An 18,543-nucleotide genomic window follows, 5' to 3' on the forward strand; every position below is an offset into this window, starting at 1 on the left:
GATTTTTTTTATACTAAAGTACTCAAATATTCATAAACTTTGGCCGTTGGAAGTCCCATAACATTCGTGTAAGAGCCTTCAACCTTGGTAACAGCCATAAAACCAAACCATTCCTGGATACCGTAAGCACCTGCTTTATCGTAGGGTTTGTAATTTTCTATGTAAAATAAAATCGCTTCGTCTGATAAATCCTTAAAAGTAACTTTGGTAACATCATTGATAACAGTAGAAGCAGCATTGGTTTTAAAACAAACCGATGTAAAAACCTCGTGTGTGGCATTGGACATCGATTTGATCATTTCGAAAGCTTCCGGTGCATTTTTTGGCTTTCCCAATGCGCGATTCTGGTGCCAGACAATTGTATCACTGGTCACTAAAATCTCGTTCGGATTTAATTCTCCTTCAAAGGCACTTGCTTTTAATACGGCTAGATAATCGGTTATTTCAACTGCTTTTAGCTCCGGAGGGTATATTTCTTCAATCTCCTTAAGTCTGATTTCAAAATCCAGATCCAGATCTTTAAAAAACTGTTGTCTGCGAGGAGATCCTGAGGCCAGAATCAGAGCATATTTTTTTAGTTTTTCTTTAAGCATTGTACTTGATATTTATGGCAATAACCAGGATTGATAAAATTCCGAACAGCAGTATTAATTTTAAAACAGTACTTAAATGATGAAAATCCTTTTGAGATTTCGCACTAAATATTTTTACCATAAAATATAAAAGTGGTGCTAAAACAAAAGCAAAAGCATAAAAAGTAACCATGTAGAGATTATTTTCAATAAAGTATTTATTGATGTAAAGCAGAGCCAATATAAATGGAATAACAGCAAAACCTAAAGCAATTTTTGCAGCTCTGTTAATTCCAATGACAACAGGTAAGGTATTCATCCCCTGATTGTAATCACCATTTACATCTTCAATGTCTTTAATGATTTCGCGAATGAAATTAATCATAAAAGCAAATAAGGCATAGTCAATTAAAATAGAAAACAGACTTGCCATTTGCGCCTGATTTTCAGTGTTTGTGGCAGGAAAAATATCGAACACTCCGATGATGATTACACTAAATGATAATACAGCGGCTACAACAAAATTCCCTAAAACCATGATTTGTTTTAGTGATGTTGAATAAAAATAAAGTACAGAAGCAATTAGGATAAAGACAACCGCAAAACTTGGTCTCATTATCACATTCGATAAATAACAACCAATAGCAACACCGGTAATATTTAAGCCGATATAAATATTGTAACCCGCAGTTTCTGAAATTCCTTTACCAATTACAACATCATTGGGTTTGTTGATGGTATCTGTCGCAACATCCAGAATATTATTAATTACATATCCTGCAGCAGCTAACAAAACAGTACTTAAAACCAACAGACCATATTGCCAGTCAGCTAAAGCCAACGGAATGTCCTGCTGTTTTAAAAAAGCATAACGAAATAAAAGCTGCATAAAAGCAAGCATCACTAAGTTTTGATATCGAATGAGTTTGAGGAGTTTCATTTTTTTTAAGGTTCTTTTTCTAAAGATTCTGAGTGGCTAAGGTGCTAAGGTTCTGAGTTTCTTTTTATGAAGGTTCAGAGGCGCAAAGGTTCAAAGGGACAAAGGTTTTGTTAGATAATGTTAAGTCTAAGACTGAAAATGGAACTGAGACTGAGACCGAAAACTGCGACTAAAAACTTAATCATGTTTCCCACTAAAATGTTCCATCCATTTTCCCTGTACTTTCATGACTTGCTCGATAACATCACGGGCAGCGCCTTTTCCTCCTTTTACATGCGAGATATAACGGCAGATATTTTTAATTTCAGGGCTTGCATCTTGTGGACAAGTTGGTAATCCCACCAATTTCATAACATGAAAATCCGGAATATCATCACCCATATACAACACGTTTTCAGAATTAATATTGTAAAGGTCAGTATATTCTTTAAACGTTTTAACTTTGTCGGGAGTTCCCAAATGAATGTCCGTAATTCCTAAATTACGAAGACGAACACGAACACCTTCATTGCTTCCGCCAGAAATAATGCAAACATTATAGCCGCTTTCCACAGCTGCTTTCATAGCATAACCATCACGAATATTCATCGTACGAAGAATTTCTCCTTCGTTGGTTACAAAAACAGAGCTGTCTGTAAGTACGCCATCAACATCAAAAACAAACGTGGTGATGTCATTCATTATTTCTTTATAACTTTTTGCCATTATTTTGTATAGATTGGGTTAATATTTTATAGATATTTTTTTGATTTTGAGTGCTTAAATAATCCAAATGGGCTTCAATAGTCAAAGAATCACTGCGTTTTGCAGGACCTGTTTGTGCCTCAGCGGGATTTAAAGTATTGATTTTTTCTGCCGTTTCCTGTATCAGAGGTCTGAGAATTTCAAAAGGAACCTGATGTTCTTCACAAATTTCCTGTCCGATCTGGTACAAATGATTCGTGAAATTGTTCACAAAAACAGCCGAAACATGCAATGCTTTTCTTTGATCTGAATTAATGGCATAAACAACATTTGAAATACTTTTTGCGGCAGTTTCTAAAACACGAAAGTCAAAAGTGTTTTCAGCTTCCAGGCACATCGGAACAGTCGAGAAATCAATATCCTTGTTTTTAGAAAATGTTTGGAGCGGATAAAAAACGCCCTTTCTGTTCTTTGAATCTAAAACATCAAGTGAAGCTGCACCGGAAGTATGAACAACAATTCGGTTTTGAAAAGGCAATTGCTTTGAAACATCTGAAATCGCTTTGTCAGAAACTGCAATAATGTATAAATCAGCTTCTTTTAAATCCTCAAAATCACTTGTAATTTTGTCAAATTCAATAAGAGAGGATAAGGTCTCTTTTTTTCTGGAATATACCTGGACAATTTCTGTAAGTTCACTTTTAGCGAAAGCCTTAATCAAATGCTGCGCTACATTTCCGGAACCAATTAACGTTATTCGAATCATAACGCAAAATTAGCATTATTTTTTTTAAAGAATACCTATGAAAGAAGTTTAGCTACAGATTGCAGGGATTAAACAGATTTAATGCGTTAGCATTATTTTAAAAGAAGGTTAATTCCCAATATCAAAAAAGAATTCTTGTAATCTGTCTAATCTGTGGCTAATAAATAGTACACGCTTTTATAGCTTTGTAAAATTAAGCAGGCGGTTTTAAGAATTTGATTTAATTGCAGCGCCTTTTTTTGGTTTTAATTAACAAATTGCAAATATAGGAACTCAACATTTTTAAGTACTTTTGTCGCTCTTTTATACAATGTAATTCCTCAAAAATGGATAAAAAAATATTCTCTTTTTTGTTTTCTACACGATTAATGGCCGTTCTTTTTTTAACATTTGCTTTGGCAATGGGAATCGGAACTTTTATAGAAAGTAAGTACAATACCGATACGGCCCGAATCCTAATTTATAATACATGGTGGTTTGAAGCGATAATGGTCTTTTTTATGATTAATTTCTTTGGAAATATCAAACGCTATCAATTGCTGAAAAAGGAAAAATGGGCTACTCTTTTATTGCACATTGCCTTTATTTTTATTCTTTTAGGCGCTTTTATTACGCGATATGTCAGCTACGAAGGCATGATGCCCATTCGTGAAGGTGCTGCCGAAAACCAAATTTTTTCTGATAAAACATTCCTGACCGTATTTGCTGATGGAGAATATAAAGGCGAAATGAAGCGCAGGGTTTTCGAAAAAAGCCTTTTATTATCACCGGTTACCAATAATGATTTCTCTATTTCCGGCAAGTTTGATGAAACCCCGTTTGAAGTAAGTTACGTAAACTACATTATGGGAGCGAAAGAAATGGTAAAACCAGATCCGAAAGGAACTTTGTATCTTAAATTAGTTGAAGCAGGAGCAGGCGGACGTGAAGAACATTTCCTGAAAGAAGGTGAAGTTCAAAATATTCACAACGTTTTGTTTGCTTTGAATAAACCTACAGACGGTGCTATTAATATCACAACTACCGGCGAAAAATACACTATTCAGACTCCATTTGAAGGTAATTTTATGCGAATGGCAGATAAATTCCAGGGGAAAGTTACAAAAGACAATGTGCAGCCTCTGATGATGCGTTCCCTATATAGTATTGGAGACATTAGAATTGTATTTCCGGATCCTGCTATGAAAGGAAGTATAGCCTATGAATCGAATAAAGATTTCAAGGCCAAAAGTCATCACGATGCGATAATTGTAAAAGTAAAATCGGAAGGACAGGAAAAAATAGTGACTCTTTTGGGATCTAAAGGAAGTGTGGGAGAACCAAAAACAGTTAAAATCGGCAACATCGAATATTCTTTATTCTACGGAAGTAAAGCATATATCCTGCCTTTTAAAGTAAAATTAAACGATTTTATTGCTACAAAATACCCGGGAACAGAGAAAAGTTATTCTGCTTTTGAGAGTAAAGTTACCGTTCAGGATTCTGCTGAAACTTTTGATGCTGATATTTATATGAATCACGTTTTAGATCACAAAGGATACCGATTTTTTCAATCTTCATTCGATCCGGATGAAAAAGGAACCGTATTATCTGTAAATCACGATTTCTGGGGAACATCGATTACTTATCTGGGTTATTTCATGTTGTTTTTTGGTTTGATGGCTATTATGTTTACGAAAAACTCTCGTTTTGCTGATTTAAAACGCAAATTAGAAGACGTTAAAAACAAAAAAGAAAAACTTGTTACTATTTTGTTCCTGATGTTAAGCCTGAATGGTTTTGCACAGGAAGTACCTGCACCCCATGTGCATACACCGGGTCATAACCATACACACAGTGAGGATCCAAATGATCATGCCAATCACGTTACAGCCGCGCCAAGTAAGAAACAATTAGATTCTTTATTGACAATTTATAAAGCACCCGAATCACACGCTGCAAAATTTGGACGTTTGATTATTCAGGATGCCGGTGGAAGGATGAAACCTATTAATACTTTTTCATCGGAGTTGCTTAGAAAAGTAAGCCATAGTGATACGTATAACGGAATGAATTCTGATCAGGTATTTTTGTCCATGACGCAATACGCACAGGTTTGGATTCAGGTTCCTATCATTTACGTAAACACTAAAAATGATAGTATCCGCAGAATCATTGGAATTGAAAAAAAAGCAGAATTTGCACCTTTTGTTAAGTTTTTTGATGAAAACGGAAACTATAAGTTATCACCTTACTTAGACGCAGCTTACAAAGCCGCAAATCCAAATAGTTTTGAGAAAGATTTTATCGAAACAGATAAAAAAGTAAATCTGATGGAATCTGCTTTAAGCGGAAGTATCCTGAAAATTTTTCCAATTCCAAATGACCCAAACAACAAATGGATTTCTTATCTCGAAATTCAAAATGCAGGTTTAAAGGGAATGGATTCTACGTATGTAAAGCAGATCATACCAATGTACTTTAGTGCTTTAAACAACGGAGCGATTTCAAAAGACTTTAAAACAGCAGATCAGTTAGTAGAAAGTATCAATGGTTTTCAGAAGAAATTCGGAAGCAAAGTTCGTCCAAGTGAAAAGAAAATAGATCTTGAAATCGCTTATAATACCTATAATATTTTACCGAAAATGTTCTATTGGTATTCGCTTGCAGGAATTTTTATGTTGATTTTTACCTTGTTTAATATTTTCTTCGAGAAAAAGTTTTTACGAATCACTGTAAATGGTTTTCATATTTTAATAGGGTTAATATTTGCACTTCATACAGTAGCATTAATCGCAAGATGGTATATTTCAGGACATGCGCCCTGGAGTAACGCTTACGAAGCAATTGTTTATGTAGCCTGGGCAACCATGTTCTTCGGATTAGCTTTTGACAGAAAATCAAAACTTACCGTTGCATCAGCAGCATTTGTAACATCAATGATTTTTATGGCCGCAAACGCCAACTGGATTGATCCTGAAATTGCTAATTTACAGCCGGTACTTAATTCGTATTGGTTAATGATCCACGTTGCAGTAATTGTAGCCAGTTACGGTCCGTTTGCGCTCGGAATGATTTTAGGTCTTGTGGCCTTGATACTGATTTTCTTTACTACAGAAAAGAATAAGGCTAGAATGAGCCTAAACATCAAAGAAATAACATATATCAACGAAATGGCACTGACTATTGGCTTAATCATGTTAACTATTGGAAACTTCTTAGGAGGACAATGGGCTAACGAAAGCTGGGGGCGTTACTGGGGATGGGATCCAAAAGAAACCTGGGCCCTAATATCGATTATGGTTTATGCTTTTGTAATTCACGCTCGTTTTGTACCTTCATTAAGAGGACAATGGTTCTTTAACCTAATGAGTATGTTTGCCTTTATTTCGATTTTATTTACGTATTACGGAGTAAATTTTCACTTAGTGGGTCTGCATTCCTACGCAAGCGGGGAAGCTCATTCCCTAAGCTGGATCTGGTATTCTCTCGGAACTATTTCAGTAATTGGAGCTGTAACATATCCAAAGTATCGTAAATATTACAAAAGCAAAAAATAATACACCCAAATTATTAATTCATAAAAAATGCTCTCCTGTAAAGTGAGGGCATTTTTTTTAGAGTAAGCCTGGTGAATCACGGGTTAAAAATTAAAGCCCAAAAACAGAAATAACCAAACTGACAGCTAAGAGAAAAGTGACCCAAAAAATTAGCTGGCTCAGTATGGATAATAAAAAAGCTTTAGTTTTGGAAATTTTATTAAAGAATTGAATATTTGTCCAAAAGGTTAAAATAAGGTCAAGTATATATACTGCAATTAGAATTTTTTGAAGTTCAGGTTTTCCGTTATTGTAAAGAACCAGAGGGAATATGATAAGATGAGCAAATAACTTCTGAGAGGCTTTGTAAGTGTTTAATACAATGTATTCTACAAAATTATAACCTTGTTTTCTAAAGCTGATATAGGTTCCCAAAGTAAAAAACGGAATAGTCACAATTATGATCCATGAATAATGTTTTGAACTCCATTCATTAAGCTGACCAATGTCTATATTTGGATCAGACGTATCATCATACAAATTAATATGGAAGTAATGATATAAGAGGCCGTAAAATGTTGCCAAAACCATAACTAAAGATAAAGGTTTAAAGTGCCTGACACGCTTTCCTTCGATAAATTCACGAATAGAATGTCCCGGTCTTGTAAATAATTGTTTTATAGAATAAGGAATACCTTCATCAAAATGCAATAAACTATGCCTGATTTCATGCCATAAATAATGTCCGTTTATTTTGTAGGTTGCAGCAGGCTGACCACAATTATTACAATAATGACCTTTATAAATCTGTTTACAATTTTTGCAGGTTATTTCCATTGTTTAGGCTTTATTTAATATTATAAAATAGAATTTATGACTATTGCTCCTGAATTTTATCTTTCTTAAATCCATTCGGATACATAATAGCAACAAGCACAATAATCAGTAAAAAGTTATATTCCATACCATTTCTTCCTCCGCCGACTACAAACCAGCCTTCCTGAAAATGCACCAGAATGATTCCCATAATAAGAACCAGAATTGTCACAAAACCAGCTAATTTTACATATTTGTTCAGAAGCAGAAGCACTGCAGCGACAACATGTGATAATTTGATCAACCAGGCCAAAAGAACGCCATAAGGAGCAAACCCAATCTGGTTAAGGAATAAATTGCCAAAATCGTTTATTCCGTTATTAAACATTCCGAATACAGAATGGTTCAGGAGAATAATAGCGATCGTAATTCTTAAAAGTAAAGTTGCGTTCATATTGTTGTTTTGATTGTTTTTGACTTAAAAATAATAAAAAAACGCACATCAAAATAAATTAATGTGCGTTTTTAATATTGTTAAGACTACTTTATTATACTTTTCCTAAAGTATATAGTTGTTCCATAGTAGGAGTCAGACTTCCTCCGGCAGGCTCAAGCGTTATACCAAAAGCTTCCGCTGAAACGGTTTGATCCACTGCAAATATTTTTTGATTATTTGAATCGAAATCACTCAATAAACCAATGCTGGTTGGTGTAAGTACCGGACTTAATTTTAAAGCCCATACCTGATATACCATTCCTTTTGGAGGTTTTGGTAAACCTGCAGCATCAATATAAGTCGTTCTGGTGTCTTTATTCCAGTAAACTTTTGCAAATGATGTTGGAGAAACAGCCTGACCACCAAGTGTTACTCCGGTATTTTTAATATCTCTTACAATAGTCAGACTTTTTTCAGTTTGTTTATTTTGTTGGTCCAGATAAGCAAAATCTCTTTCGATTTTAGTTTTCTCACTGCCAACAGTTGCAATAGCATCTCTGGTTTTGGTCAGTTCCAAAGTTTGGTAACCCAGACCTAAAAGAAGCAATACAGCAGCTGCCCAGCCCACATATTGTGACCAGTTTGATGCAGGTTTCATTTCGACTACTTTGCCATGTTTAAGCTCAAGGCGCGCTTTGATTTTCTCGAAATTAGCCACCGAATGAAAAGGAGAGAAACTTGAAGATAAAGCAACAATAGCTTTTTCTATCGAAAGGATTTCCTGATCTACTTCGGGATTGTTTTTAGCCATTTCGGCTACTTCCAGATTTTCTTTTTCGGTTAATAAACCGTAAACGTAAAGTTCCAGAATTCCTGATTCTATATATTCTTTTGCTTCCATTATATTTTTAAATAATTACGTAAATCGTTAATACAGTTTCTGTTTTGTGTCTTGATAGTTCCCAACGGCATTGCCAGTTCTTCTGAAGCTTCTTGCTGGGTATATCCTTTGAAAAATAATAAATCGATTATCTCAATACATTTAGGTTTCAGCTTTTTTACAAATTCCTGAATACCGATGGTATCAATTTTGTTGACCAACTTATTACTGTCATCTAACAGATTTACGAAATTATCTGAAGAAAGGTTTTTTTGGCTGTTATTAAAGTTTTTGGATCTAAGCTTATCAATTGAGGTATTCCTAGCTATATTAAGGATCCAGGTGTAAAATCTGCCTTTACTTTCGTTATAAGAATCTATGTTTTTCCAGATTTTGACAAAAACTTCCTGCAAAACATCTTCGGCTTCCTCGCGGTTTTTTATTAGGACATTAATGACCGAAAATAAACTTTTTGAATACATATCATACAAATGGGTAAAAGCTCTTTCGTCTTTCTTGTAAATTAAAACTAATAATTCTTCTTGACTCATAGAATGGGATTTTTAAGCTTAAACAAATTTTTTAAAATATTTTTTTGATTACCTGAGATAAAGATAATTTATTTTTCTGTGAAAATAATATTTTTTTTAACAGTCTTATCCTTAGAAAAATAAGGGATTTTGGAAAAAAGTAACTTTTTTTTGACTTTTTTAAAACCAAAAGCAAACCGTTTACGTAAATGCTATTATAACATAAAATGAAATGTTTAGCTAAATAGCAATTGAAACAAAAATTTTGGCAAAATTAAATAATCGGGGATTAATGATTTTGTAAGGTACTAATAAAAAATACGTTTTTTAAGAAAAAAAACGTAAAGCAAATCGCAATAAAAAAATTAAGGTCATGTATAAAATAAATAGTTTAAAGATATTGATTGTAGGTCTCACCACTGTTTTGACCTTTACAAGTTTTAGTGAAAATTATTTAAAGGAAGAAAAAGTGCAGAAGGAGAGACCAAATTTGAGCTTTTATAAAGATTAATAGTTGATGCCCTCGGACTTCCAATCGAATACGGGTGTAGATGATGCGGATGCTCAAAGTTATAGGTATACAAACGAATTAGATTTTTTTATTATTGTAAACACCGATACTGAAAATTATTTGTAGACAAGTGAACTGGAGTTTAAATTATTTCGATCAAAACGGGGGAATCAACTATGAGGAGCTAAAAATAAAAAATTGAATTTAAAAAAATTGATTTTATCAGTACAATTAGAATACTCAGTTTGCTGCAGGGTCAATACGATAAATAGTCCGGAATTGTTAAGGAATTAATTTCAACTCCGGAATGCTAAAAAGGTAAAAGCAAAAATGGCTTAAAAAATTTCAAATTTCATGGTTTGATTTGTTTGTATGGGGAGAAGCCTAACGTCTGATTAACGTTAGGCTTCATTTTTTTTATTTAACTTATATTTAATACAAAATAGGGGCACCAAAAAACAGCTGCAAAATTGTTTTTGACTAATTTTATAAAAAATTGAAACGATGAAAAAAATATTATTTCTGGCTTATGGTCTGCTATTTTTATTTAGCTGCCAAAATCAAGCACAAACCAATAAAACAAAAACTCCTAAAACGGATAAGGTTATGACAAAAGAAACCATTTACCAATTTAAAGTAGAAGATCTATCAGGAAATCCTTTTGATTTTGCTTCTTTAAAAGGAAAAAAAGTAATGATTGTAAACACGGCTTCAAAATGTGGATTAACACCTCAATACAAAGATCTTGAAGCGATTTACAAAGAGTATAAAGACAAAGGCTTTGTAATTGTTGGTTTTCCTGCCAATAACTTTGCTTCACAGGAACCTGGTACAAATGAGGAAATCGGTGCTTTTTGTCAGCAAAATTATGGCGTAACCTTCCCTATGATGGACAAAGTTTCTGTAAAAGGGGACGATATGTGTGAAGTGTATAAATTCTTAACTCAAAAAGCTAAAAACGGGTTGCAGGATTCTGAAGTGGAATGGAATTTTCAAAAATACCTAATCAACGAACAAGGAGAATTGGTAAAAGTAATTAAACCAAGAACTTTACCAACAGATCCGGAAGTAATCAGTTGGATAAAAAGTTAATAACAGCATTATTAATTTAAAAATCCACAAATTTGTAGTGATACAGATTTGTGGATTTTTTTTTCAATGTATTATCCCATACAGTTTATTACAAAGTTTGTCATTTCGACGGAGGAGAAATAACATTCAGAGAGCGACGTACTGTATAGATTCAGCAAATGTGATTTCTCATCCGAGATGACACAAAATAAGCATATTACTTTGCGTTCCCTGCGAAAATCGTTGTGTACTTTGCGGTAAAATGTTCTGCAATCTATTTCAAAATCAGCTGCATAAAAACCAGATCAAGCCAATGACCGAATTTATAGCCAACTTCACGAATTGTTCCTATAGAAACAAAACCAAATCTTTCATGAAAAGCAATACTTCCGGCATTATCAGCGTCGATGGCACCAATCATAACGTGATAACCCTGTTCTTTAGCTAAACGAATTAGCTCTGTCAGTAACTGAGATCCAATTCCCTTTCCAATCACATGTTCCACCACATAAACCGAATGTTCAACGGTGAATTGATAACCGATTTTCTCCCTAAATTGTCCATAACTTCCAAAACCTACAACTTCGCCCTCTAAATCGGCAACGACAATAGGTAAGTTTTTACTTTTTTTATCTTCGAACCACTTAGTCTGGACATCGAGCGTCTGGATATCGTAATTGTAATTGGCAGTGGTATGCACTATAGAATGATTGACAATAGCGAGAATTTTCTCTAAATCGTTTGTTGTGGCTGGTCTAAGGGTTATGTCCATTATTTTTTGCATTATGGTTTTAAGTTCAAATTCGAAAATTTATTTTATAAATCCCTATAAAATAATTACTGAATTCGTGGCGTTTTTTTAAGTCGTTTATTACTGTATGAACATCCTTGGTATTCCAAGGCATTTCGGTGCAGATTACTTTTGCACGCTGCGCATATTTTAAGGAATATCAGCAGTAACAAACTGATTTTGTAAATCTAGGGCCTGTACTAAGATGAAAAATAAAAACAAGTATATAAAACGCATGGGAACTTAATTTTATTCATAAAAATAGCTTCTACAAATATATTCCCTTTTTCTAAAAATTGACTTAATATCTCATCATTTATAACTTAAATCAACATTGAAGTTTGTAACTTTGTACTATTAGAAAATTTTTCGATTTTCTTGAATAATAATACTTTCCTACGAATGATTTACCCTAAAATACCGCTCGCTCAGAGCATTATCGAAATTTGTTTAGCAAAAGGAATCACTACTATCATAATTTCTCCCGGATCAAGAAATGCACCGTTAACCATAGGGTTCGCCCAAAACGCTAATTTTAAATGTTACAGCATTGCAGATGAGCGTTGTGCTGCCTTTTTTGCCTTAGGAATTGCCCAGCAGACCCAGCAGCCAACAGCAGTTGTTTGTACTTCAGGATCTGCTTTATTAAATTATTATCCGGCTGTTGCGGAAGCATTTTACAGTCAGATTCCATTAATTGTTATTTCCGCAGACCGCCCGCAAAGCAAAATTGATATTGGGGACGGGCAAACTATTCGTCAGCAGAATGTGTATGAGAATCATTCGGTTTTTAATGCTAATTTAACCGAAGAAGCTTCAGTTGAAAATGATCTCAAAATAAATAAAGCAATCGAAACGGCAATCCTTAAAAAAGGTCCCGTTCATATTAATGCGCCCTTCGAAGAACCTTTGTATGAAACAGTGGAAGCACTTTCTATAAAGTCAAAAATTACAAATACAGAGCCTTCACTTGAAACAAAAACCATAGAAAACAGCGAGGAAATTGTTTCAATCTGGAATTCAGCCCGAAGAAAACTAATCATGGTTGGTGTAAATGAAGCTCATGCAATCGATGCTGAAATAACACAAAATCTGGCAAAAGACCCGTCTGTAGTGGTGCTGACCGAAACGACTTCCAACTTGCATCATCCGACTTTTATTAATAGCATTGATACTTTAATTACACCTTTTGAAGATCCTGATTTTAATGACTTTCAACCTGAAATTTTAGTTACTTTCGGTGGAATGATTGTTTCAAAACGCATCAAGGCATTTTTGCGAAAATACAAACCGAAATACCATTGGCATATTGATACGTTACGTGCTTATGATACCTTTAGCGCGCTATCACATCATTTTGTAATGCAGCCGAATGACTTTTTTAAAGATTTGGTTTCTAAAGCTGTAACAACAGAAAGTGATTATTTTGAAGAAATAAAAAAGGTTTACGATTTACGAAAAATCAGAAGAAAAGAATATCTGGATAAGATTCCGTTTTCTGACTTTAAAGTTTTCGAAAAAGTAATTGAAGCGTTGCCTAAAAACAGTCAATTGCAGATTAGCAACAGTTCGGCTATTCGCTATGCACAACTGATTCATATTGATCCTTCTATCGAAGTTTTTTGCAACAGGGGAACAAGCGGAATCGACGGAAGCACATCAACAGCGATTGGAGCTGCGGTAGCAAGCGGAAAACAAAACGTCTTTATAACCGGAGATATTAGCTTTCTATACGACAGCAACGCTTTATGGAACTCTTATATTCCCAAAAATTTCAAAATTATTTTGATTAATAATGGAGGAGGAGGAATTTTCAGAATTTTGCCGGGTCATGAAGAGAAACCGGTTTTCAATACTTATTTTGAGACTTCCCATCATTTAACAGCCGAACATCTGGCTAAAATGTATCAGATGAACTATTTTACGGCGTCAGATAAGGAAACTTTGGAAAAAAACATAGAAACTCTTTTTGAATCAAATCAGGCTCCAGGTATTTTGGAAATCTTTACCCCAACTGCTGAGAATGATGTTATTTTAAAACAATTTTTTAAAGAACTCAACTAAAATTTTTAAAAGTGCCTTAACCGGCACTTTTTTTATGAAATATTTTTTGGGCTTACCATTTTCAAACTTCGTACCTTTGCGGCTTAGAAACTTAGTTGCTTATCAACTCAGAACCTTATAATATGATTGAAATAGGAAAATACAATACGCTTACCATATTACGTGATACCAAAGTTGGTTTATTTTTAGGAAATCCTGAAGAAGACCCTGAAGGAATTCACGATATATTATTACCCAATAAATACGTTCCCAATGAATTTGAGATAGGCGAGGAGCTTATCGTTTTTGTTTATTTAGACCACGAACAGCGTCCGGTTTCGACAACGCTCGAACCTTATATATTATTGAATGAATTTGCTCTGTTAAGAGTAAACTACATCAATCAGGTTGGTGCTTTTATGGACTGGGGAATGGAAAAAGACATTTTGGTTCCTTTTAAAGAACAGGCGCGTCCTATGGAAAAAGGAAAACGTTATTTAGTTTACCTTTATATGGATGAAAAAACCAATCGTCTGGTCGCTTCAAGTAAAACAAATCAATTTTTGAACAATGATATTTTAACTGTTGAAAAAGGAGAGGAAGTTGATTTAATTGTTTCGCATATTACCGAAATCGGAATCAATGTGATTATCAATGAGAAACATAAAGGACTGCTGTACAAAGACGAAGTCTACGATGATGCGATAAGAACTGGCGACAGAATGGTCGGTTATATTAAAAATATCCGCCCCGATAACAAAATTGATGTAGCTTTGCAAGAGCAGGGTTATCAGAGTATTGAGCCAAATGCAGATAAGATTTTAGACGAATTAAGAGCCAATCGCGGTTTTTTACGCCTAAATGATAATTCGCATCCGGAGGACATCAAAACGGTACTTAAAATGAGTAAAAAAACCTTTAAAAAAGCAATTGGTGCTTTGTATAAAGAAAAGCTTATCGAAATTAAAGAAGATGGAATTTATCTGGTAAAGGATAATTAAGAACTTCCTTTTAAAAAAGACAAAAAAGAAATTCCAAATTCCAATAGGAACGAATACAGGAATTTGGAATTTCTTTTTTGGTATTTATTAAATTTAGAATAACAAGAAAGGCTACTCATTACAAGTAGCCTTTCTCTTTTTATTCTCGTTTTAAAAAAAATTGTAATTAAAAAAAAACAGAAATAAAATAATTCGAATCCATTAAAAAAGTAACAGCTTTAAAAATTTTTGAAATTACTCCTTTAGATGGGTATGTCTTTAAACAATCGATACATTCGTCCTAAAATGCAAAAAATCAATTTCACGGCTGTGCCATTGGTTTATAGAATAACTTTTAGAAAGTAGTCAATTAGCATATTTCCCTCTTTTCGTTTTCAATTTTGTGCTAATTACAAACATTTCCAGCTTTTAACCTTAGGTGTTACTATCTCTTTTTTGAAGTTTTTACAAATGCATAAATCATTTGCTCATTAATTAAGGGCTTACTAATAAAAACCGTCAAAAAATAAGCGACAAATTTTTTAAATTTTCTCAAAAAAAGTCATTTTTTAGGTTAATAAATCAGTGAAAGAAAATCAATCATAATCCAATGAAATAAAATGTATCTCATTGATTTCTAGGGTGTAAAATTACTTATTTTTTTTCAAACCAAATGTTAAATAATGTTATTTTTTGTAGGTAAATACTAATTGTTAACATTGGGAGCTACTTTCTTGCAGACTAAAATTAAATAGAGTAGGTAAAAATATAAAAATGGTTTATTTTTACACTATAATTTTTAAAACTAAACAAATAGAAATGGATTGGATCACTGCCAGAGAATTTGAAGATATAACCTATAAAAAATGTAATGGAGTTGCAAGAATTGCTTTCAACAGACCCAATGTCAGAAATGCTTTTCGCCCAAAAACAACTTCAGAATTATACCAGGCTTTTTACGATGCACAGGAAGATACTTCAATAGGCGTAGTATTGCTTTCTGCAGAAGGCCCTTCGACTAAAGACGGGGTTTATTCCTTTTGCAGTGGAGGTGATCAGAATGCCAGAGGACATCAGGGTTATGTAGGAGAAGATGGTCAGCACCGTTTGAATATTCTGGAAGTCCAGCGTCTAATTCGTTTTATGCCTAAAGTGGTTATTGCCGTTGTTCCGGGCTGGGCAGTGGGTGGCGGACACAGTTTACATGTGGTTTGCGATATGACCCTGGCGAGTAAAGAACATGCTATTTTTAAACAAACAGATGCCGATGTTACCAGTTTTGACGGGGGGTACGGATCTGCTTATCTGGCTAAAATGGTGGGACAGAAAAAAGCACGCGAAATTTTCTTTTTAGGTCGCAATTATTCGGCTCAGGAAGCAATGGACATGGGTATGGTAAATGCCGTTATTCCCCACGATGAACTTGAAGATACTGCTTATGAGTGGGCACAGGAAATCCTGCAAAAATCACCAACCTCTATAAAAATGCTAAAATTCGCCATGAACTTAACAGACGATGGTATGGTGGGGCAGCAGGTTTTTGCAGGAGAAGCAACCCGTCTGGCCTATATGACTGAGGAAGCCAAAGAGGGAAGAAATGCATTTTTAGAAAAAAGAAAACCAAATTTCGGAGAGAATAAGTGGTTACCGTAAAGTTTTAATCAGTTTACAGTCTCAGTCACAGTCTGAAAACTGACACTGAGACCGTAAACTTTTCCAACAATCTAAATTCTAATTTCTAAAATTTCAAATAAAAAACATAATGAAACACTGGATTGAAGCCGCAAGATTGCGCACATTACCTTTATCAGTTTCCGGAATTATAGTGGGAAGCATTTATGCCTTATCCAACCCAACAGAAACCATCAATACACCGACAGAAGTTTTTAGTTGGAAAATTTTTGGTTTCGCACTTTTAACCACGCTTGGCTTACAGGTTTTGTCGAATTTTGCCAATGATTACGGAGATGGCGTAAAAGGCACCGACAATGAAGACAGAGTTGGGCCGAAGCGCGCTATCCAGAGTGGTGTTATCACACCGCAGGAAATGAAAAAAGCAATCATCATTACATCAGTTTTAACTTTATTATCTGCAGTTACCTTAATTTATTTTGCTTTTGGCGAATCTAACTTCGGATACTCCATCTTTTTCCTCTTACTTGGAATTGCAGCAATTGCTTCGGCTATTCGCTACACCGTTGGAAATTCTGCTTACGGATACAAAGGTTTCGGGGATTTATTTGTTTTTGTTTTCTTCGGACTCGTAAGCACTTTGGGCGTTAACTTTTTGTATTCTAAAGAAGTAGATCCGATTTTGATTTTACCGGCAATTTCGATTGGTTTGTTAAGTGTCGGAGTGCTAAACCTGAATAATATGCGTGATGAAGAATCAGACAGAAAATCAGGCAAAAACACAATCGTTGTTCAAATGGGTGGTAAAAAAGCAAAAATATACCATTTTGCGCTTATTATAACTGCAATGGTATTGGTATTGGCTTTTGCTGTTTTAAGTAATTATCGTTTCGATCAATATTTGTTTTTATTGGCTTATATACCTTTAACGAAACATCTGATTACGGTTTCTAAAAACCAGGAGCCTAAACTGTTGGATCCTGAATTAAAAAAATTAGCCTTAAGCACCTTTTTTCTTTCTTTGCTTTTGACTATCTGTATGATTTCCTTGGTTTCAGATATTATTGTGAATCTCTTCTTAGGAGGAAGATAGAATTAGTTCAACTTTAAATTTTATAAAAATGAAAATTACTTTTTACGGACACGCATCATTAGGGATTGAAGTTGGAGGAAAACATATTATTGTTGATCCATTTATTACGGGAAATCCACAAGCTTCGGCTATCGATATAAATACTTTAAAAGCCGATTATATTTTATTGACTCATGCACACGGCGATCACGTTTTGGATGTGGAAGCTATTGCAAAAAATACCGATGCAGTTATTGTTTCGAATGCTGAAATTACAAGTTATTATGCCACATTAGGATTCAAGGCACACCCGATGAATCACGGAGGAAGCTGGAAATTTGATTTCGGAAAGGTAAAATATGTAAATGCGATCCATTCAAGCTCTTTTCCAAACGGAAGTTATGGCGGAAATCCCGGTGGTTTCGTAATAGAAGGAGAGCATAAAAACATCTATATTGCAGGTGATACAGCACTTTCGATGGATATGAAACTGATTCCGATGCGCACCAAATTAGATTTGGCGATTCTTCCAATCGGAAATAATTTTACCATGGATGTTGAAGATGCTATCATAGCTTCGGATTTCTTAGAATGCGACAAAATCCTGGGTTATCATTTTGATACTTTTGGTTATATTGAAATTAATAAAGAAGAGTCAATTCGTAAATTTTTCGATAAAGGAAAAGATTTAATGCTTCTTAAAATCGGAGAATCAATAGAATTGTAAATATGTGGCCAGACTGGACGAAACTGTTACGCCGCAAAACTAAAACAATGGATACTACTAATTTTACCTGTGAATGTTGTGGTAAGCAACATGAAGGCTGGCCTGCCTTAACGTATAATTCGCCTAACAATTATTACTGGCTTTCTGCCGAAGAAAAGAAAGAAATTGCTGTTATTGATGAAGATTTTTGTGTCATCAATTATCCGGATGAAGTTGGCAGGTTTGTACGTTGTGTATTATTTCAAAAAGTAAAGGATCACTGTGAAGACTTAGAATATGGATTTTGGGTTTCTTTGAGCGAAAAAAGTTTTCAGGATTATCTCGATAATTTTGATAATGAAAATCATGAAGCAGAATATTTTGGCTGGTTGTCTAATAATATAAGTGAATATGAGTTTTCAGAAAGTATTCCAACAACCGTGGTCACTCAAAAAGGCAATAACAGGCCGGTAATTTTTCCTCATGAAAGTTTCGATCATTCTTTTGTTAAAGATTTCTATGCAGGGATCACAAAGGAAGAAGCTGAAAACCGAATCCAGAATATGATTAATGCCACTCAAAAAGAATCATAAAAT

At 34.2% G+C, this 18,543-nt stretch carries 17 protein-coding genes; 8 read left to right on the forward strand and 9 right to left on the reverse strand.

Annotated elements, in window-relative coordinates; all coding sequences use genetic code 11:
- Window positions 1-8: 8 nt before the first annotated feature.
- From HAV12_RS11690 to HAV12_RS11705, 4 genes are all read right to left on the reverse strand, one after another.
- Window positions 9-593 (reverse strand): Maf-like protein, encoded by a 585-nt coding sequence (locus tag HAV12_RS11690; protein WP_171569821.1) that lies wholly within the window; start codon window positions 591-593, stop codon window positions 9-11.
- Window positions 586-1,512, reverse strand: a complete 927-nt coding sequence (locus HAV12_RS11695) for a geranylgeranylglycerol-phosphate geranylgeranyltransferase (RefSeq protein ID WP_171569822.1) — start codon at window positions 1,510-1,512, stop codon at window positions 586-588. Before HAV12_RS11695 ends, HAV12_RS11690 begins: the two co-directional genes overlap by 8 nt.
- 177 nt (window positions 1,513-1,689) lie before the next feature.
- Window positions 1,690-2,217: an HAD family hydrolase gene (locus HAV12_RS11700; protein ID WP_171569823.1), complete on the reverse strand. Its 528-nt coding sequence runs from the start codon at window positions 2,215-2,217 to the stop codon at window positions 1,690-1,692.
- A complete protein-coding gene (locus tag HAV12_RS11705) occupies window positions 2,201-2,962 on the reverse strand; it encodes a Rossmann-like and DUF2520 domain-containing protein (protein WP_171569824.1) in 762 nt (253 codons plus the stop codon). Before HAV12_RS11705 ends, HAV12_RS11700 begins: the two co-directional genes overlap by 17 nt.
- Before the next feature lie 326 nt (window positions 2,963-3,288).
- Between HAV12_RS11705 and ccsA the strand changes: the two genes are divergently transcribed.
- A complete protein-coding gene (ccsA, locus tag HAV12_RS11710; protein ID WP_171569825.1) occupies window positions 3,289-6,501 on the forward strand; it encodes a cytochrome c biogenesis protein CcsA in 3,213 nt (1,070 codons plus the stop codon).
- A 90-nt stretch (window positions 6,502-6,591) separates the two neighbouring features.
- Here the strand turns inward: ccsA and HAV12_RS11715 are convergent, their stop codons facing one another.
- From HAV12_RS11715 to HAV12_RS11730, 4 genes are all read right to left on the reverse strand, one after another.
- Window positions 6,592-7,317, reverse strand: a complete 726-nt coding sequence (locus HAV12_RS11715; protein WP_171569826.1) for a DUF3667 domain-containing protein — start codon at window positions 7,315-7,317, stop codon at window positions 6,592-6,594.
- A 40-nt stretch (window positions 7,318-7,357) separates the two neighbouring features.
- The gene (locus HAV12_RS11720) at window positions 7,358-7,750 is read right to left on the reverse strand and encodes a DoxX family protein (protein ID WP_171569827.1); all 393 of its coding nucleotides are present in this window, start codon (window positions 7,748-7,750) and stop codon (window positions 7,358-7,360) included.
- Window positions 7,751-7,844: 94 nt separating this feature from the next.
- Window positions 7,845-8,633 carry an anti-sigma factor domain-containing protein gene (locus HAV12_RS11725; protein WP_171569828.1) on the reverse strand — a complete coding sequence of 263 codons (789 nt, stop codon included), beginning with the start codon at window positions 8,631-8,633 and terminating at the stop codon, window positions 7,845-7,847.
- Window positions 8,633-9,163 carry an RNA polymerase sigma factor gene (locus HAV12_RS11730; protein WP_099712541.1) on the reverse strand — a complete coding sequence of 177 codons (531 nt, stop codon included), beginning with the start codon at window positions 9,161-9,163 and terminating at the stop codon, window positions 8,633-8,635. The genes HAV12_RS11725 and HAV12_RS11730 overlap by 1 nt, the downstream gene beginning before the upstream one ends.
- Before the next feature lie 994 nt (window positions 9,164-10,157).
- Between HAV12_RS11730 and HAV12_RS11735 the strand changes: the two genes are divergently transcribed.
- Window positions 10,158-10,745 (forward strand): glutathione peroxidase, encoded by a 588-nt coding sequence (locus HAV12_RS11735; RefSeq protein WP_132036688.1) that lies wholly within the window; start codon window positions 10,158-10,160, stop codon window positions 10,743-10,745.
- A gap of 253 nt (window positions 10,746-10,998) precedes the next feature.
- Here the strand turns inward: HAV12_RS11735 and HAV12_RS11740 are convergent, their stop codons facing one another.
- The gene (locus HAV12_RS11740; RefSeq protein ID WP_171569829.1) at window positions 10,999-11,496 is read right to left on the reverse strand and encodes a GNAT family N-acetyltransferase; all 498 of its coding nucleotides are present in this window, start codon (window positions 11,494-11,496) and stop codon (window positions 10,999-11,001) included.
- A 420-nt stretch (window positions 11,497-11,916) separates the two neighbouring features.
- Between HAV12_RS11740 and menD the strand changes: the two genes are divergently transcribed.
- From menD to HAV12_RS11770, 6 genes are all read left to right on the forward strand, one after another.
- Window positions 11,917-13,578, forward strand: a complete 1,662-nt coding sequence (gene menD, locus HAV12_RS11745) for a 2-succinyl-5-enolpyruvyl-6-hydroxy-3-cyclohexene-1-carboxylic-acid synthase (RefSeq protein ID WP_171569830.1) — start codon at window positions 11,917-11,919, stop codon at window positions 13,576-13,578.
- Between the two features lie 122 nt (window positions 13,579-13,700).
- Complete coding sequence (locus HAV12_RS11750) at window positions 13,701-14,558, forward strand: S1 RNA-binding domain-containing protein (protein ID WP_171569831.1); 858 nt, start codon at window positions 13,701-13,703, stop codon at window positions 14,556-14,558.
- 798 nt (window positions 14,559-15,356) lie between these two features.
- The gene (locus HAV12_RS11755) at window positions 15,357-16,190 is read left to right on the forward strand and encodes a 1,4-dihydroxy-2-naphthoyl-CoA synthase (protein ID WP_035681238.1); all 834 of its coding nucleotides are present in this window, start codon (window positions 15,357-15,359) and stop codon (window positions 16,188-16,190) included.
- 109 nt (window positions 16,191-16,299) lie between these two features.
- Window positions 16,300-17,262 (forward strand): 1,4-dihydroxy-2-naphthoate octaprenyltransferase, encoded by a 963-nt coding sequence (gene menA, locus HAV12_RS11760; protein ID WP_171569832.1) that lies wholly within the window; start codon window positions 16,300-16,302, stop codon window positions 17,260-17,262.
- A gap of 28 nt (window positions 17,263-17,290) precedes the next feature.
- A complete protein-coding gene (locus HAV12_RS11765) occupies window positions 17,291-17,968 on the forward strand; it encodes a metal-dependent hydrolase (protein ID WP_171569833.1) in 678 nt (225 codons plus the stop codon).
- Window positions 17,969-18,015: 47 nt separating this feature from the next.
- Window positions 18,016-18,540, forward strand: a complete 525-nt coding sequence (locus HAV12_RS11770; RefSeq protein WP_171569834.1) for a DUF2199 domain-containing protein — start codon at window positions 18,016-18,018, stop codon at window positions 18,538-18,540.
- Window positions 18,541-18,543 lie beyond the last annotated feature (3 nt).

The organism is Flavobacterium sp. CLA17 (genome assembly GCF_013112255.2).
Taxonomy (GTDB): Bacteria; Bacteroidota; Bacteroidia; order Flavobacteriales; family Flavobacteriaceae; genus Flavobacterium; species Flavobacterium circumlabens.

Coding starts and splice junctions, on each gene's coding strand:
- HAV12_RS11765 (WP_171569833.1), top strand. CDS start 17,291: ATGAAAATTACTTTTTACGGACACGCATCATTAGGGATTGAAGTTGGA.
- HAV12_RS11755 (WP_035681238.1), top strand. CDS start 15,357: ATGGATTGGATCACTGCCAGAGAATTTGAAGATATAACCTATAAAAAA.
- HAV12_RS11720 (WP_171569827.1), bottom strand. CDS start 7,750: ATGAACGCAACTTTACTTTTAAGAATTACGATCGCTATTATTCTCCTG.
- ccsA (WP_171569825.1), top strand. CDS start 3,289: ATGGATAAAAAAATATTCTCTTTTTTGTTTTCTACACGATTAATGGCC.
- menA (WP_171569832.1), top strand. CDS start 16,300: ATGAAACACTGGATTGAAGCCGCAAGATTGCGCACATTACCTTTATCA.
- HAV12_RS11715 (WP_171569826.1), bottom strand. CDS start 7,317: ATGGAAATAACCTGCAAAAATTGTAAACAGATTTATAAAGGTCATTAT.
- HAV12_RS11770 (WP_171569834.1), top strand. CDS start 18,016: ATGGATACTACTAATTTTACCTGTGAATGTTGTGGTAAGCAACATGAA.
- HAV12_RS11735 (WP_132036688.1), top strand. CDS start 10,158: ATGAAAAAAATATTATTTCTGGCTTATGGTCTGCTATTTTTATTTAGC.
- HAV12_RS11750 (WP_171569831.1), top strand. CDS start 13,701: ATGATTGAAATAGGAAAATACAATACGCTTACCATATTACGTGATACC.
- HAV12_RS11700 (WP_171569823.1), bottom strand. CDS start 2,217: ATGGCAAAAAGTTATAAAGAAATAATGAATGACATCACCACGTTTGTT.
- HAV12_RS11695 (WP_171569822.1), bottom strand. CDS start 1,512: ATGAAACTCCTCAAACTCATTCGATATCAAAACTTAGTGATGCTTGCT.
- HAV12_RS11740 (WP_171569829.1), bottom strand. CDS start 11,496: ATGGACATAACCCTTAGACCAGCCACAACAAACGATTTAGAGAAAATT.
- HAV12_RS11725 (WP_171569828.1), bottom strand. CDS start 8,633: ATGGAAGCAAAAGAATATATAGAATCAGGAATTCTGGAACTTTACGTT.
- HAV12_RS11705 (WP_171569824.1), bottom strand. CDS start 2,962: ATGATTCGAATAACGTTAATTGGTTCCGGAAATGTAGCGCAGCATTTG.
- HAV12_RS11690 (WP_171569821.1), bottom strand. CDS start 593: ATGCTTAAAGAAAAACTAAAAAAATATGCTCTGATTCTGGCCTCAGGA.
- HAV12_RS11730 (WP_099712541.1), bottom strand. CDS start 9,163: ATGAGTCAAGAAGAATTATTAGTTTTAATTTACAAGAAAGACGAAAGA.
- menD (WP_171569830.1), top strand. CDS start 11,917: ATGATTTACCCTAAAATACCGCTCGCTCAGAGCATTATCGAAATTTGT.